Origin of the sequence: Pseudaquabacterium pictum (assembly GCF_005403045.1) — a bacterium.
GTDB lineage: Bacteria > Pseudomonadota > Gammaproteobacteria > Burkholderiales > Burkholderiaceae_C > Pseudaquabacterium > Pseudaquabacterium pictum.
On record NZ_BJCL01000001.1, the window covers coordinates 164494 to 180098 of the forward strand.

Annotated in this window: 15 protein-coding genes; 8 read left to right on the top strand and 7 right to left on the bottom strand. The window is 69.7% G+C overall.

What is annotated here, in order from left to right:
- Positions 1-49: 49 nt before the first annotated feature.
- The gene (locus FFT10_RS00675) at positions 50-1702 is read left to right on the top strand and encodes an EAL domain-containing protein (RefSeq protein ID WP_137730842.1); all 1653 of its coding nucleotides are present in this window, start codon (positions 50-52) and stop codon (positions 1700-1702) included.
- Between the two features lie 12 nt (positions 1703-1714).
- Here FFT10_RS00675 and FFT10_RS00680 read toward each other — a convergent pair whose 3' ends face one another.
- Positions 1715-2257, bottom strand: coding sequence for an NUDIX hydrolase (locus FFT10_RS00680; protein ID WP_137730843.1), 543 nt, complete (start codon positions 2255-2257; stop codon positions 1715-1717).
- An 85-nt stretch (positions 2258-2342) separates the two neighbouring features.
- On the opposite strand from FFT10_RS00680, the gene FFT10_RS00685 reads away from it, so the two are divergent.
- From FFT10_RS00685 to pgeF, 3 genes are read left to right on the top strand one after another with little or no spacing between them, the layout of a single operon-like run.
- Entirely contained in the window at positions 2343-3041 is a 699-nt protein-coding gene (locus FFT10_RS00685; protein WP_137730844.1) for a fumarylacetoacetate hydrolase family protein, read from the top strand.
- Positions 3042-3060: 19 nt separating this feature from the next.
- On the top strand, positions 3061-3693 hold the full coding sequence (gene maiA / locus FFT10_RS00690) for a maleylacetoacetate isomerase (protein WP_137730845.1): 633 nt from the start codon (positions 3061-3063) through the stop codon (positions 3691-3693).
- Positions 3683-4510: a peptidoglycan editing factor PgeF gene (gene pgeF / locus FFT10_RS00695; RefSeq protein WP_174246062.1), complete on the top strand. Its 828-nt coding sequence runs from the start codon at positions 3683-3685 to the stop codon at positions 4508-4510. Before maiA ends, pgeF begins: the two co-directional genes overlap by 11 nt.
- Here pgeF and FFT10_RS00700 read toward each other — a convergent pair.
- Positions 4433-4717: a hypothetical protein gene (locus tag FFT10_RS00700; RefSeq protein ID WP_137730846.1), complete on the bottom strand. Its 285-nt coding sequence runs from the start codon at positions 4715-4717 to the stop codon at positions 4433-4435. The genes pgeF and FFT10_RS00700 overlap by 78 nt on opposite strands.
- Positions 4718-4856: 139 nt before the next feature.
- On the opposite strand from FFT10_RS00700, the gene FFT10_RS00705 reads away from it, so the two are divergent.
- The 4 genes from FFT10_RS00705 to FFT10_RS00720 all read left to right on the top strand — a co-directional run bounded on the left by FFT10_RS00705 (position 4857) and on the right by FFT10_RS00720 (position 9919).
- Entirely contained in the window at positions 4857-6590 is a 1734-nt protein-coding gene (locus tag FFT10_RS00705) for a PHA/PHB synthase family protein (protein WP_137730847.1), read from the top strand.
- A 43-nt stretch (positions 6591-6633) separates the two neighbouring features.
- Entirely contained in the window at positions 6634-7815 is a 1182-nt protein-coding gene (locus FFT10_RS00710; protein ID WP_137730848.1) for an acetyl-CoA C-acetyltransferase, read from the top strand.
- Positions 7816-7864: 49 nt separating this feature from the next.
- Positions 7865-8605: an acetoacetyl-CoA reductase gene (phbB, locus tag FFT10_RS00715; protein WP_137730849.1), complete on the top strand. Its 741-nt coding sequence runs from the start codon at positions 7865-7867 to the stop codon at positions 8603-8605.
- A 153-nt stretch (positions 8606-8758) separates the two neighbouring features.
- Positions 8759-9919 (top strand): extracellular solute-binding protein, encoded by a 1161-nt coding sequence (locus FFT10_RS00720; RefSeq protein WP_137730850.1) that lies wholly within the window; start codon positions 8759-8761, stop codon positions 9917-9919.
- 16 nt (positions 9920-9935) lie between these two features.
- On the opposite strand, the gene FFT10_RS00725 is transcribed toward FFT10_RS00720, so the two are convergent.
- Genes FFT10_RS00725 through map form a run of 5 tightly spaced genes read right to left on the bottom strand, consistent with a single transcriptional unit; the run spans position 9936 to position 15515 of the window.
- Entirely contained in the window at positions 9936-10154 is a 219-nt protein-coding gene (locus FFT10_RS00725; RefSeq protein ID WP_137730851.1) for a DUF2788 domain-containing protein, read from the bottom strand.
- Positions 10155-10156: 2 nt separating this feature from the next.
- Positions 10157-10942, bottom strand: coding sequence for a DUF2189 domain-containing protein (locus FFT10_RS00730; RefSeq protein WP_137730852.1), 786 nt, complete (start codon positions 10940-10942; stop codon positions 10157-10159).
- Between the two features lie 12 nt (positions 10943-10954).
- Positions 10955-12019 (bottom strand): tRNA 2-selenouridine(34) synthase MnmH, encoded by a 1065-nt coding sequence (gene mnmH / locus FFT10_RS00735; protein ID WP_137730853.1) that lies wholly within the window; start codon positions 12017-12019, stop codon positions 10955-10957.
- A gap of 7 nt (positions 12020-12026) precedes the next feature.
- Positions 12027-14645 (bottom strand): [protein-PII] uridylyltransferase, encoded by a 2619-nt coding sequence (locus tag FFT10_RS00740; protein ID WP_137731456.1) that lies wholly within the window; start codon positions 14643-14645, stop codon positions 12027-12029.
- 36 nt (positions 14646-14681) lie between these two features.
- Positions 14682-15515 carry a type I methionyl aminopeptidase gene (gene map / locus FFT10_RS00745; RefSeq protein ID WP_137730854.1) on the bottom strand — a complete coding sequence of 278 codons (834 nt, stop codon included), beginning with the start codon at positions 15513-15515 and terminating at the stop codon, positions 14682-14684.
- Between the last annotated feature and the right edge of the window lie 90 nt (positions 15516-15605).

Genomic DNA, 15605 nt, shown 5'->3' on the forward strand with positions numbered 1-15605 from the left:
GCCTGCCCCCGTTGCTGTCTGCCATGCCTCGCGGCATGCGCCCCGCCCGATGCTTGCGTCCGCGCCTGTTCCTGCTGCCCGTCGCCCCACGCTGTCCTCCGGGCAGTGGGCCGCCTTGCTGGCCTGCGCCGGCCTGGCCGGCTGGGCGTTGCTGGCGGACCGCGCGTTGCTGGCCGTGTTGCCCGGCGTGGGCATCGGCCTGGTCCTGGGCACCTGGGTGGGCCGGCGTGCCGTGGCCCGTGCAGCGGCCGAGTTGGTCCAGGCGCCGCCCACGCCTGCCGATGCGACAGACGATGACGGCGCGGCCCTGCCCATGGCCCGCCATGCGATGGCGACGCCGCCCGAGCTGGCGCCATTGGCGGACGGCATCCGCGCCCTGGTGGGCCGGCAGCAGGCGCTGTATGCGGTGCAGGCCGAGCAACTGGAAGCGTTGCGCCGCCAGGCCCACAGTGATCCGTTGACCGGCCTGGCCAACCGCCGCCACTTCATGGCCATGCTGGATTCGGTGCTGGGCGCCGGCCAGGCGCCGGCCGAGGCTGGCCTGCTGCTGCTGCGCATGCGGGACCTGCAGGGCCTGAACCAGCGGGTGGGCCATGCCGCCACCGACCGCGCCCTGCTGGCCGTGGCCGGTGCGCTGCAGGCCTACACCGACCGCATCGGCCGCTGCTTTGCCGGCCGCCTGAACGGCGCCGACTTCGCCCTGCTGCTGCCGGTGGGCGGCATGGTGCAGGAGACCGCCGCCGCGCTGACCCAGGCGATGCGGCTGCCGCTGCTGGCCATCGATCCGCAGGCGCGGGTGTTCGCCGGCGCGGTGGAGCTGGACCGGCCGATGAACGCCACCCAGGCCCTGGCCCTGGCCGACGCCGCGCTGGCCCGGGCCGAAGCCGGCCTGGTGCTGCCGCCTGCGCTGCCGGCGGCCGACCTGCCGCCGCTGGATGCTGGCATGGCGCAGGGGGAATCCTCCTGGCAGCGGCGCATCAGCCGGGCGCTGGTGCAGGGCAGGGTGGCGCTGGCTGCCTACCCGGTGCGCACGCCCGACGGCCGCCAGCTGCACCTGGACTGCCCGTTGCGGGTGCAGTTGCAGGCCGATGGCCCGCTGGAGCCGGCCAGCCGCTGGCTGTCACTGGCCACCCGCAGCCGGCTGTGTGCCGAGGTCGACGAGAAGGCCGTGGCGCTGGCCTTGGCCGCCATCGACAGCGACGGCCAGGCCCGCTGCATCAACGTGGCGGCGCAGTCGGTGGGCTCGGCCGAGTTCGTGGCCGCGGTTGCACGCCGGCTGGAGCATGCGCCCGAGGCGGCCTGCCGGTTGTGGGTGGATCTGCCCGAGGCGCTGGCGCTGGACCGGCCGCTGCTGGTGCGCGAGGTGTCGCGCCGCTGGCGGCCGCTGGGCGTGATGCTGGGGCTGGAGCATGCCGGCGAGGGCCTGGCCCGCATCCCGCGGCTGATCGACCTGGGGCTGGACTGCGTGCGCATCGACGCCCGCTTCGTGCAGGGCATCAGTGGCGATGGCGCAGGGGACGCGCGCCGTCACCTGCAGGGCCTGGTCAAGCTGGTGCAGGCGGTGGGTCTGCAGGTGACAGCCGAAGGCGTGCGCAGCGCCGACGATCTGGAGATGCTGTGGCAGCTGGGCTTTGATGCCGCCACCGGCCCGGCACTGGTGGCCGAGCCTGCGCCGGTGCCAGCGCCCGTCACCGTCAGCTGAACGGCAACGGGTTCAGATGCTGCTGCACTGCAGCGGGTAACTGCCCGCGCGGCGGCAGGCGAAGTAGTGCTGCAGCGTCTCCTTCACCGTGCGGAAGGCGATCTGGTCCCACGGCACCTCATGCTCGTGGAACAGCCGGGCTTCCAGCGTCTCGGGCCCGGGGTCCAGCGTGGTGTCGGTCATGCGGGCGCGGTAGAACAGGTGCACCTGGCCCACCCGCACCACGCTGATCATGGTGAACAGGTCCTGCAACTCGATGTTGGCGCCGGCTTCCTCCACCGTCTCGCGGCGGGCACCGTCTTCCACCGTTTCGCCCAGTTCCATGAAGCCGGCCGGCAGCGTCCAGAAGCCGTGGCGCGGCTCGATGGCGCGCCTGCACAGCAGCACCTGCTCGCCCCACACCGGCACCGTGCCCACCACGTTCAGAGGGTTCTCGTAGTGGATCAGGCCGCAGGCCGGGCAGACGGCGCGCTCGCGGTTGTCGTCGTCGGGCACCTTGTAGCCCACGGGGGTGCCACAGGCACGGCAATGCTTGATGCGACGCAACTCAATCATCGGGAAAGTGTAGCGGCGGGCCGTGGCATGATGATTCTTCGCCCTCTGAACAACCCTGATCAACCCCTTCTCCGGACCCGCCGCCATGTCCTACGTCATCCCCGCTCCCGCCGTACCGTCCGTTCCCGTGGCGGGTGGCGGGCTGTTTCCGGTGCACCGCGTCTACTGCGTCGGCCGCAACTATGCCGAGCATGCCCAGGAGATGGGCTTCACCGGCCGCGAGCCGCCGTTCTTCTTCCTGAAGCCCGCCGATGCGGTGGTGCCGGTGGCCGATGGCGCGGTGGGCACCATCCCCTACCCGACGCTGACCGGCAACCTGCACCACGAGATCGAGCTGGTGGTGGCCATCGGCACCGGCGGCCGCGACATCGCCGCGGCCGATGCCGCCAAGCACATCTGGGGTTATGCCATCGGCCTGGACATGACCCGGCGCGACCTGCAGAACGAGATGAAGAAGCAGGGCCGCCCCTGGTGCATCGGCAAGGCCTTCGACGCCTCGGCGCCGATCGGCCCGCTGCACCCCATCGCCAAGACCGGCGAGCTGACCCGCGGCGCCATCACCCTGGCGGTCAACGGCGTGCAGAAGCAGAAGGGCGACCTGTCCGAGCTGATCTGGAACGTGGCCGAGACCATCGAGACGCTGTCCAAGGCCTGGACCCTGCAGCCGGGCGACCTGATCTACACCGGCACGCCCGCTGGCGTGGGCGCGGTGGTGGCGGGGGATGTGATGGAAGGCGCCATTGCCGGCCTGGGCACGCTGCAGGTGCGGGTGCAGCAGGGCTGAAGCCGCCGCCGGAGTCGCCATGCAGCTCTACAACTACTTCCGCTCGTCGGCGTCGTACCGGGTGCGCATCGCGCTGGCGCTGAAGGGGCTGGACTACGACTACATCCCGGTCCACCTGGTCAAGCGCGAGCACCTGGACGACGGCTACACCGCCGTGTCCACCTCGCGCCTGGTGCCCACGCTGCAGGATGGCGACGCGCTGGTGAGCCAGTCGCTGGCCATCATCGAATACCTGGAGGAGACCCACCCGAAGCCGCCGCTGCTGCCGGCCGACGCGCTGGGCCGCGCCCGCGTGCGGGCCATCGCCCAGGACATCGCCTGCGAGATCCACCCGTTGAACAACCTGCGGGTGTTGCGCTACCTGACGCACGACCTCAAGCTCAGCGAGGACGACAAGAACCGCTGGTACCGGCATTGGGTCGAGACCGGCCTGGAGGCGGTGGAGCGGCAACTGGCTGCGCAGCCGGCGCGCTTCTGCCACGGCGATGCGCCGACGCTGGCCGACCTGACCCTGGTGCCGCAGATCTTCAATGCCCAGCGCTTCCACTGCCGCACCGAGCATGTGCCGCAGGTGATGCGGGTGTTCGAGGCCTGCATGCAGCTCGACGCCTTCCGCCAGACCCAGCCGTCGGCCTGCCCGGATGCCGGCTGAGCCAGAGGCCGTGCTGCTGCCGGATGCAATCCGGCCCGGCTGGCCGGCGCCCCCGGCCATCACCGCGCTGATGAGCACCCGTGTCGGCGGGGTCAGTGTGTCGCCGTTCGACAGCCTGAACTTGCGGCCGCCCGCACTGGGTGGCGAGGGCGTCGATGCAGCGGATGCGGTGCTGGAGAACCAGCGGCGCTTCGCCCAGGCACTGGGTGCACAGCCGGTCTGGCTGAACCAGGTGCATGGCGCCGATGTGCTGCGGCTGACGCCCGACCACCTGGCGCCCGGTGCGCCCTTGCTGCGCGCCGATGCCAGCATCTGCACCACGCCGGGCATCGCCTGCACCGTGCTGGTGGCCGATTGCCTGCCGGTGCTGTTCTGCAGTGCCGACGGCCGGGCGGTGGGCGCCGCCCACGCCGGCTGGCGCGGCCTGGCCGGCGGCGTGCTGGACCACACCGTGGCCGCGCTGTGCGCGGCGGCGGGCTGCGCGCCCGACAAGTTGCTGGCCTGGCTGGGTCCCTGCATCGGGCCCGATGCTTTCGAGGTGGGCGCCGACGTGCTGCAGGCCTTCGGCGCCGACCCGCAGACACTGGCGCCGGCCGACGCGGCGCTGTTCCGCTTCAGCCCGCGGCCGGATGGCAGCACGCGCTGGCGGGCTGATCTGCCGGGCCTGGCGCGCCGGCGGCTGGCTGCACTGGGACTGACCCAGGTGCATGGCGGCCACTGGTGCACCGTGGCGCATGGCTCACGGTTCTTTTCGTTCCGGCGTCAGCCCCGCACCGGGCGCCTGGCCGCCGCCATTGCCATCCGCGGGGCCGGCTGAGGCCGCCGCCTGTTCTGCTGCCTCGGCCAGCTGGCGGGCGCGCTTGCGCCCGGGCGTGCCCAGCACATAAAGCACGATCGACAGCGGCAGGGCGCCGTACAGCAGCAGCGTGAAGAACGCGCCCAGCACGGTGCCCTGGGTCGACGTGGCCTCCGCCACCGCCATCAGCACCACGACGAACATCCAGGCAATGGCAACGATGTGCATTTCAGATTGCGGTACGTAATATCGCGTATCGAAAAATCAAGTCATCATCGGGTAAGCTAGAACCCGTACAACGTGCGAAGTGACACAGCATCGCACAAGGGCACGCGGCTTGCGTTGCCCGGCAAAGGTGGAGACAACAATGACTCAGAAGCCGGTCCCAGCCGTCGACGCTCTTGGCCAGGCCGCCCAGGCCACCCAGGCGCAAGTTCAGGCCAATGTGCAAGCCTTCAGCACCGCCATGACCGACATGTGGAAGACCATGTCCGGCCTGAGCCTGCCGATGGACGCCATGGCCAAGCTGCAGGGCGACTACATCAGCCAGGCCACGGCGATGTGGAACAACACCCTCACCGCCTTCCAGAAGGACGGCACGCCGGCCGCGCCGCTGGGCGACAAGCGCTTCTCCGCCGAAGCCTGGGCCAAGAACCCGGCCGCCGCGCTGTATGCCCAGGCCTACCTGCTGAACGCCCGCACCCTGCTGCAGATGGCCGAAAGCGTGCAGGGCGATGCCAAGACCAAGGCCCGCATCCGCTTTGCGGTGCAGCAGTGGGTGGACGCCGCCAGTCCGGCCAACTACCTGGCCACCAACCCCGAGGCGCTGGCCAAGGCCATCGAGACCAAGGGCGAGAGCATCACCCAGGGCCTGCAGCTGCTGTGGAAGGACATCGAGCAGGGCCACATGTCGCAGACCGACGAGACGGTCTTCGAGGTGGGCCGCAACGTGGCCACCAGCGAAGGCGCGGTGGTGTTCGAGAACGAGCTGTTCCAGCTGATCGAGTACAAGCCGCTCACCACCAAGGTGCATGCGCGGCCGATGCTGTTCGTGCCGCCGTGCATCAACAAGTACTACATCCTCGATCTGCAGCCCGAGAACTCGGTGATCCGCTACACCGTCGAGAACGGCCACCGGGTGTTCGTCGTCAGCTGGCGCAACCCCGATGCCAGTCTGGCCGCCAAGACCTGGGACGACTACATCGAGCAAGGCCCGATCGCCGCCATCGCCCAGGTGCAGGACATCACCGGCAGCGAGCAGATCAACACCCTGGGTTTCTGCGTGGGCGGCACCATCCTGGCCACCGCGCTGGCGGTGCTGGCCGCGCGCGGCGAGCAGCCGGCCGCGTCGATGACGCTGCTGACCACGCTGCTCGACTTCAGCGAGACCGGCATCCTGGATGTGTTCGTCGACGAGGCCAGCGTCAAGCTGCGCGAGGTCACCATCGGCACCCAGGCGCCCGGCGGCCCCGGCCTGCTCAAGGGCAAGGAATTGGCCACCACCTTCAGCTTCCTACGGCCGAACGACCTGGTCTGGAACTACGTGGTCGGCAACTACCTGAAGGGCGAGGCGCCGCCGCCGTTCGACCTGCTGTACTGGAACGGCGACTCCACCAACCTGCCGGGCCCGATGTACTGCTGGTACCTGCGCCACACCTACCTGGACAACGCGCTGCGCCAGCCCGGCGCGCTCACCGTCTGCGGCGTGCCGCTGGACCTGACCAAGGTCACCTGCCCGGTGTTCATCTACGGCTCGCGCGAAGACCACATCGTTCCCTGGCAGGCCGCCTACAAGAGCACCGGCGTGCTGGCCGGCAGCAAGGACAAGACCTTCGTGCTGGGCGCGTCGGGCCACATCGCCGGCGTCATCAACCCGGCCAGCAAGAACAAGCGCAGCCACTGGATCAACAGCAAGCTGCCGGCCGCCGCCGACGACTGGTTCAAGACCGCCACCGAGACACCCGGCAGCTGGTGGCCGGTGTGGTCGGGCTGGCTGGGCCAGCATGGCGGCAAGCAGGTGCCCGCCCCCAAGGCCTACGGCAACCGCAGCCACAAGGTGATCGAGGCCGCTCCCGGCCGCTATGTGAAACAAAAGGCCTGAGATCCGGTCTGATCCCCGTCCACCCCATCTGGAGACCCCACCCATGAGCACCGACATCGTCATCGTCGCCGCCGCCCGCACCGCGGTCGGCAAGTTCGGCGGCACCCTGGCCAAGACCCCGGCCCCCGAACTGGGCGCCACAGTCATCAAGGCCCTGCTGGAGCGCAGCGGCCTGACTGGCGCGCAGATCAACGAGGTGATCCTGGGCCAGGTGCTCACCGCCGGCTCGGGCCAGAACGCCGCCCGCCAGGCCGTGGTCAAGGCCGGCCTGCCGCTGGAAGTGCCGGCCTTCACCATCAACAAGGTCTGCGGTTCGGGCCTGAAGGCGGTGATGCTGGCGGCCCAGGCCATCCGCGACGGCGACAGCGAGATCGTCATCGCCGGTGGCCAGGAGAACATGAGCGCCTCCCCGCATGTGCTGATGAACAGCCGCGACGGCCAGCGCATGGGCGACTGGAAGATGGTCGACAGCATGATCACCGACGGCCTGTGGGATGTGTACAACCAGTACCACATGGGCATCACCGCCGAGAACGTGGCCAAGCAGTACGGCATCAGCCGCGAGCAGCAGGACGAGCTGGCCCTGGCCAGCCAGATGAAGGCTGCCGCCGCCCAGGAAGCCGGCCGCTTCAAGGACGAGATCACCGCGGTCTCCATCGCCCAGAAGAAGGGCGACCCGATCCTGTTCAACAGCGACGAGTTCATCAACAAGAAGACCAGCGCCGACGCCCTGGCCGGCCTGCGCCCCGCCTTCGACAAGGCCGGTTCGGTCACCGCCGGCAACGCCAGCGGGCTGAACGACGGCGCCGCCGGCGTGGTGCTGATGACGGCCGCCAAGGCCGCCGCCCTGGGCCTGAAGCCGCTGGGCCGCATCGCCAGCTACGCCAGCGCCGGCCTCGACCCCAAGGTGATGGGCATGGGCCCGGTGCCGGCCGCCCGCAAGGCGCTGCAGCGTGCCGGCTGGAACCCGGCCGACCTGGACCTGCTGGAGATCAACGAGGCCTTCGCCGCCCAGGCCTGTGCGGTGCACAAGGAGATGGGCTGGGACACCAGCAAGGTCAACGTCAACGGCGGTGCCATCGCCATCGGCCACCCGATCGGCGCCTCCGGCTGCCGCATCCTGGTGACGCTGCTGCACGAGATGCAGAAGCGGGACGCGAAGAAGGGCATCGCCAGCCTCTGCATCGGCGGTGGCATGGGCGTGGCCCTGACCATCGAGCGCTGACCCCAGCGCACACCACACCACCACGCACACCAACCAGGAGAGAGAGACCATGGCCAACAACAAAGTCGCATACGTCACCGGCGGCATGGGCGGCATCGGCACCGCCATCTGCCAGCGCCTGCACAAGGACGGATTCAAGGTCATCGCCGGCTGCGGCCCCAGCCGCGACTTCACCAAGTGGCTCGACGAGCAGAAGGCCCTGGGCTACAGCTTCTACGCCTCGGTGGGCAACGTGGCCGATTGGGACAGCACCGTCGAGGCCTTCAGCAAGGCCGTGGCCGAGCACGGCAGCATCGACGTGCTGGTCAACAACGCCGGCATCACCCGCGACCGCATGTTCCTGAAGATGACGCCCGAGGACTGGAAGGCGGTGATCGACACCAACCTCAACAGCATGTTCAACGTCACCAAGCAGGTGGTGCCGGGCATGGTGGAAAAGGGCTGGGGCCGCATCATCCAGATCAGCTCGGTCAACGGCGAGAAGGGCCAGGCCGGCCAGACCAACTACTCGGCCGCCAAGGCCGGCATGCACGGCTTCACCATGGCCCTGGCCCAGGAAATGGCCGCCAAGGGCGTGACGGTGAACACCGTCAGCCCGGGCTACATCGGCACCGACATGGTCCGTGCCATCAAGCCCGAGGTGCTGGAGAAGATCGTCGCCACCATCCCGGTCAAGCGCCTGGGCACGCCGGATGAAATCGGCTCGATCTGCGCCTGGCTGGCGGGTGAGGATTCCGGCTTCACCACCGGCGCCGACTTCAGCTGCAACGGCGGCCTGCACATGGGTTGACGGCAGACAGCTGCCCGAACGCCGGCCCCGGTGTGCTGCGTCGAACGACGCGGTGCACCGGGGCCGGCGCGCTTTTTGCGGCCTGCGGGGAACTTCTGCGCCCCACGGGGTCAGTGCGGCGGGAGCCACCAACCGCCAACGGAGCCACTGCCCATGCCCGCCGCCCCTGCCGTCCTGCCTGTCCACCACCCCGTGCGCCGCCGGCGCGCCGGTGCCGTCGCCCTGCTGCTGGCCGGCCTGCTGGCCGCCGCGGCCACGCCCAGCCAGGCGCAGCCGGCCAAGCGGGTGCTGAACATCAACAACTGGGCCGACTACATCGGCCCCGACGTGATCCAGAACTTCCAGAAGGAAACCGGCATCCAGGTGCGCTACGACGCCACCGTGGAGAGCAACGAGACCCTGCATGCCCGCCTGGTGGCCGGCAAGACCGGCTACGACATCGTCGTGCCAGGCGCCCACTTCGCCGCCAAGCAGATCAAGGGCGGCCTGCTGCAGCCGCTGAACCGCGACCTGCTGCCGAACTGGAAGAACCTGGATCCGGCCATCCTGGAGAAACTGGCCCAGTCCGACCCCGGCAACCGCCACCTGGTGAACTGGATGTGGGGCTTTGTCACCGTCGGCATCAACGAGCAGAAGGTGCGCGAGGTGCTGAGCAGCACGCCGCTGCCGGCCAACCCGCTGGACCTGGTCTTCAAGCCCGAATACGCCAGCAAGCTGAAGAACTGCGGCATCCATGTGCTGGATTCGGCCAGCGAGGTGGTGCCGGTGGCGATGCTCTATGCCGGCAAGGACGGCTTCAGCGCCACGGCCAAGGACTACGACGCCGCCCGGCAGGTGCTGGCGGCGGCGCGGCCGAACGTCACCCGCATCTTCTCGCCCGGCCCGATCAACGACCTGGCATCCGGTGCACTGTGCGTGTCACTGGGTTACTCGGGCGACTTCAACATCGCCAACCAGCGCGCCCGCGAGGCCGGCAAGACGTTCACCATCAAGCCGCTGATCCCGCCGCGCGGCGCCACCATGTTCCTCGACAGCATGGCCATCCCCAAGGATGCGAAGAACGTGGCCGAGGCCCATGCCTTCATCAACTACATCCTGCGGCCCGAGGTGCATGCCACGCTGACCAACGCCGTGTTCTACGGCAACCCGAATGCGGCATCGAAGGCGCATGTGAAGCCCGAGCTGGCCGCCAACCCGACGATCTTCCCGCCGGCGGCCGACATCGCCAAGCTGGCGGTGATGCGCGACCTGCCGAACGACGTGCGCCGGGTGCAGACCCGGGTGTTCACCGACTTCAAGGCCAACCGCCAGTGAGGCGGCGGCGCCGGCGTCACTCCACCACGCCGGCCAGGAAGTACTTGATCACGCCCTTGGCCGCAAAGCCCAGCAGGCCGAAGCCCAGTGCCAGGAACAGCACGAAGGTGCCCAGCCGGCCTGCCTTGGATTCACGCGCCAGCTGGAAGATGATGAACACCATGTAGAGCATGAAGGCACCGACCCCGAAGGTCAGGCCGAAGGTGGCGATCTGCTCCTCGGTCAGGCCGAACATGCTCAGGGACGCTCTTCCAGCCCGCTGGTGCTGATCAGGTCGCGGTAGGCATGCCAGCTGGCATGGGCCAGCCAGGGTGCGATGACCACCAGGCCCACCAGCGCGGTGGCCATGCCCAGCACCGTCAGCGCCATCAGCAGTGCGGCCCACAGCGCCATCGGCAGCGGGTGGGCCTGCACCACGCGCCAGCTGGTCAGCACCGCGGCCAGCACGCTGACCTGGCGGTCGAGCAGCAGCGGGATGGCCACCACGCTGCTGGCGAACACCGGCGCGGCCAGGAAGGCGCCCATCAGCAGCCAGATCTGGAACAGCGGCGAGTGGTCGTTGAGCACCACCACCTTCAGGAAGTCCAGCGGCGTGGTCACCGGCGCAGCGGCGAAGCCGGTCACCAGGGAGGCCGAGGTCAGCACCCAGCCGGTGCCTGCAAAGGCCAGCAGCAGGCCGAACACCATCAGCCGACCCTCGGGTTTCCAGGCTGCCAGGGCCACCGACAGGTCGGCCCGCTGGCCTTTCTCGAGCGCCCGGCTCACTGCATACAGTCCGGTGGCCAGCACCGGCGCCACCAGCAGGAAGCCGGTGAAGGCGCCGGACAGCAGCCAGAAGTGGTCATGCGCCAGCACAGCCAGCGCCGCGCCGAACAACGCCAGCGCCAGGCCGTGCAGCAGGCCGGGCAGGGGACAGCGCACCAGGTCACGCCAGCCGCGGGCCAGCCAGCCCAGCGGGCGCAGCAGCGGGATGTGGCGCACGCCGAAGGCGCGCGACTCGATCAGGGCCGGGCTCTCACGCATGCGCGGCGGGCATCAGGGGCGCTGGGTCAGCAGCGCGCGGGCAGCGGTGTCCAGCGCCGGCGCGCTGCCGTCGGCCAACTGAACCGGCCGGGCCTGGGCATAGCTGGCGTAGTGGCGGTCCATCGAGCGGTTGTACAGCGGATCGTAGTGCTGGAGCATCATGTCGCTGAACACCGCGGCCCAGTCGCCGGCGCGGGCCTGGGCCTGCCAGCGGGCCACCGTCTCCTTGCCACGCAGCGCCACCAGGCCATCCAGCAGCTGGCAGAAGCGCTCGACATCCTGGGCGAAGAAGCCGTAGTCCTCCAGCAGCAGCTGCACCCGGGCGTCGTCGGGCATCTGCACCCGCAGCACCTCGCCCTGGGCATGCATCTGGCCGATCAGCGCCTCGGGCACCTGCAGGCGGCCGATCTTCTTGCTCTCGCTCTCCACGTAGACCGGGCGGGCGGGGTCGAGCGCGCGCAGGGCCTGCCACAGCCGGTTGTCGAAGGCCTTCTGCGTGGGCTGCGGCTGGCCGGGCAGGCCGCCCAGGATGGAACCGCGGTGGGCGGCGAGGCCCTCCAGGTCCAGCACCTGGGCGCCGGCGGCGGCCAGGGCCTGCAGCAGGCGCGTCTTGCCGCTGCCGGTGCGGCCGGCCAGCACGCGGAACTGGAAGCGCGCCGGCCAGGCCTCCAGGTCCTGCCGCACCACGGCGCGGAAGCCTTTGTAGCCACCGGCCAGCTTGGCGGTTCTGAAGCCGATCTGGTCGAGGAACCAGGCCAGCGAGCCCGAACGCTGGCCGCCGCGCCAGCAGTAGACCAGCGGCTGCCAGTCGCGCGGCTTGTCGGCGATCCAGCGGTCCAGATGGTCGGCGATGTTGCGCGCCACCATGGTGGCGCCCAGCTTGCGCGCCTCCAATGCCGAGGTCTGCACGTACAGCGTGCCGACGATGCGGCGCTGCTCGTCGTCCAGCACCGGCCAGTTGACGGCGCCGGGCAGGTGGTCTTCGGCGAACTCGGCCGGCGAGCGGGCGTCGAGGATGGCGTCGAAGCCGCCGAGGTCGGCCGCGGCTTCGGCCGGCGTGAGGGAGCGCAGGGGCATGGTGGATTCAGCGCACCGGCGCCAGGGCGTCGAGCAGCTCGCTTTCGATCTGCAGCTGGGCGCGGGTCTGCTGCAGCGCCGGACCGTTGACCAGGAAGGTGTCCTCCACCCGCTCGCCCAGCGTGCTGACCTTGGCCAGCTGCAGGTTGATGCCGTGGCGCGCCAGCACGCGGGCGATGCCGTAGAGCAGGCCCGAGCGGTCGCTGGTGCTGACCGACAGCAGCCAGCGCTGGGCCCGCTCATCCGGCTGCAGCGACACCCGCGGCGTGACCGGGAAGGACTTGACCCGCCGCGACACCCGGCCGCGGCTGGGCTCGGGCAGCGGCGCGTCGCTGTCCATGGCCTGGGCCAGCTGGGTCTCCACCAGCGAGATCAGGTCGCGGTAGCCGCTCTGGTCATTCGCCTCGAACTGCGGGTGCACCACCTGGAAGGTGTCGAGTGCAAAGCCGGTGCGGCTGGTGTGCACCTTGGCATCCTGGATGGAGAAGCCGGCGCCGTCGAAGTAGCCGCAGATCCGCACGAAGAGATCAGGCCGGTCGGGCGCATGCACCAGCACCTGCAGGCCGTCGCCGATGGGGCTGGGGCGGGCGCACACCACCGCCTGCGGCGGGTCGAGGTGGCGCCACAGGGCGCGGGCGTGCCAGGCGATCTCGCTGGCGTCATGGCGGGCGAAGTAGCTCAGCTCCAGCGTCTTCCACAGCGGCACCTCGGTGCCGGGCAGGGCGCTGTGCAGGGCCAGGATCTGCCTCGCCTCCTGCTTGCGCGCTTCCAGGTCGGCGTCCAGGTTGGGCTTGGCGCCGCCCAGGGCCCGCAGCGTGCTGCGGTACAGGTCTTCCAGCAGCTTGGCCTTCCAGGCATTCCACACCTTGGGGCTGGTGCCGCGGATGTCGGCCACCGTCAGCAGGTACAGCGCGGTCAGCCGGCGCACGTCGCCCACCTTGTCGGCAAAGGCGCGGATCACGTCGGCGTCGGACAGGTCTTCCTTCTGCGCGGTGTGGCTCATCGTCAGGTGGTGCTTGACGAGGAACTCGGCCAGCGCGGTGTCTTCCTTGCCGATGCCGTGGTCGCGGCAGAAACGGCGCACCTCCACCGTGCCCAGCAGGCTGTGATCGCCGCCGCGGCCCTTGGCCACGTCGTGGAACAGCGCGGCCACGTACAGCAGCCAGGGCTTGTCCCATTCGCTGGCCAGCTGGCTGCAGAACGGGTACTCGTGCGCATGCTCGGGGATGAAGAAGCGCCGCATGTTGCGCAGCACCATCAGGATGTGCTGGTCCACGGTGTAGACGTGGAACAGGTCGTGCTGCATGCGTCCGACGATGCGGCGGAACACCCACAGGTAGCGGCCCAGCACCGAGGTCTGGTTGAGCAGCCGGAAGGCATGCGTGGTGCCGGTGGGCTGCCGCAGGATGTCCATGAACAGCTCGCGGTTCATCGGATCGTGCCGGAAGCTGCTGTCCATCACCTCGCGGGCGTTGTACAGCGCGCGCAGGGTGCGGGCCGACAGGCCCTTGATGCCCGGCGTCTGCTGGAAGACGAGGAAGGTCTCCAGGATGGCGTGCGGATTCTCCAGGTACAGGTTGTCCTCGGCCACCTCCAGCATGCCGGCGCGGTCGAGGAAGCGGGCATTGATCTGCCGCATCGGCGCGGCCTCGCTGCCGTTGATGCGCTCCTCGATGTTGAGCATCAGGATCTGGTTGAGCTGGGTCACCGCCTTGGCCGCCCAGTAGTAGCGGTGCATCAGCACTTCCGACGAGCGCTGCACCTTGCTGCTGGTGTAGCCGAAGCTCTCGGCCACGGCAGTCTGCAGGTCGAAGACCAGCCGGTCTTCGCGCCGGCCGGCCACCGCATGCAGGCGGGCGCGGATCAGCTTCAGCAGCCCCTCGTTGCGCTGCAGCTGCTTCACCTCGAACGGCGTGATCAGGCCGTTGGCCGCCAGCTCGGCCCAGCTGCGGCCCAGGCCGGCGGCACGGGCCACCCACATCACCACCTGCAGGTCGCGCAGGCCGCCGGGGCTTTCCTTGCAGTTCGGTTCTAGCGCGTAGGGCGTGTTGTCGAACTTGGTGTGGCGCTGGTGCATCTCCAGCGTCTTGGCGCGCAGGAAGGCCTTGGGGTCCATCAGCGCGGCGGTTTCGCGCTGGAACTGGGTGTTGAGCTTGCGTGCGCCGCAGACCAGGCGGCTCTCCAGCAGCGAGGTCTGCACCGTCTGGTCTGCGCGGGCTTCCAGCACGCATTCGGCCACGTTGCGCACCGACGAGCCGATCTCCAGCCCGATGTCCCAGCAGGCGGTGATGAAGGACTCCACCGTGTCCTTCAGCGGGCTGCCGGTCAGCACCGAGGCGTCGTCGGGCAGCAGCAGCAGCACGTCCACATCGCTGTGCGGCAGCAGCTCGCCGCGGCCATAGCCGCCCACGGCCAGCAGCGCCGCATTGGCGGGCAGGCCGCATTGCTGCCACAGCTCGGCCAGCGTGGCATCGACATGCCGGGTCAGCGCCTTGATCAGGCGGGTGGCGGCCGGGGCGGTGGCCCGGGCCTGCATGAAGTGGTCGATCAGCGCCCGCTTGCCTTCACGGAAGCGCGCCCGCAGGGCAGGCAGGTCTAGCGGCGGTGTGGGGGGTGGCAAGGCCACCGGGTCTCGCGGGTTCACGCGCCGGGCAGCCTGGGGTCAGGCGGCGCTGGTGACGTTGGCGGCCACCGGCGTGACGAAGGCCGGCGGCGGCGGCGAGCCGGCCGACAGCGTCAGCACCTCGTAGCCGGTCTCGGTGACCAGCACGGTGTGCTCCCACTGGGCCGACAGCGAGCGGTCCTTGGTGACGATGGTCCAGCCGTCGCCCAGCTCGCGGATCTCGCGGCGGCCGGCGTTGATCATCGGCTCGATGGTGAAGATCATGCCGGCCACCAGCTCTTCCAGCGTGCCGGGGCGGCCGTAGTGCAGCACCTGCGGCTCTTCATGGAACTTGCTGCCGATGCCGTGGCCGCAGAACTCGCGCACGATGGAGAAGCCCTGGTGCTCGGCGAAGGTCTGGATCGCATGGCCGATGTCGCCCAGGCGGGCGCCCGGCTTGACCTTGGCAATGCCCTTCCACATCGCGTCATAGGTGATGGCGCACAGCCGCCTGGCGGCGATGCTGCCGTCGCCCACCACGAACATGCGGCTGGTGTCGCCGTGCCAGCCGTCCTTGATGACGGTGACGTCGATGTTGACGATGTCGCCGTTCTTCAGCGGCTTGTCGTTCGGGATGCCGTGGCAGACCTGGTGGTTGACCGAGGTGCAGATCGACTTGGGGTAGGGCACGTAGCCGGGCGGGGCGTAGTTCAGCGGCGCCGGGATGCCGCCCTGCACATGGACGATGTGGTCGTGGGCCAGCTTGTCCAGCGCCTCGGTGGTGATGCCGGGCACGACGTGGGGGGTCAGCATGTCCAGCACTTCCGAGGCCAGCCGGCCGGCGGTGCGCATGCCGGCGATCTCGGCGGGGGTGGTCTTGAGGGTGATGGCCATCCGGGAATTATCCCACCGCCACTTAGAATGCCGGGTTTTCACGGGCATGGGCCCGCCAGGGCCCCAGCGCGCGGCACTGCGGTGTTCCCA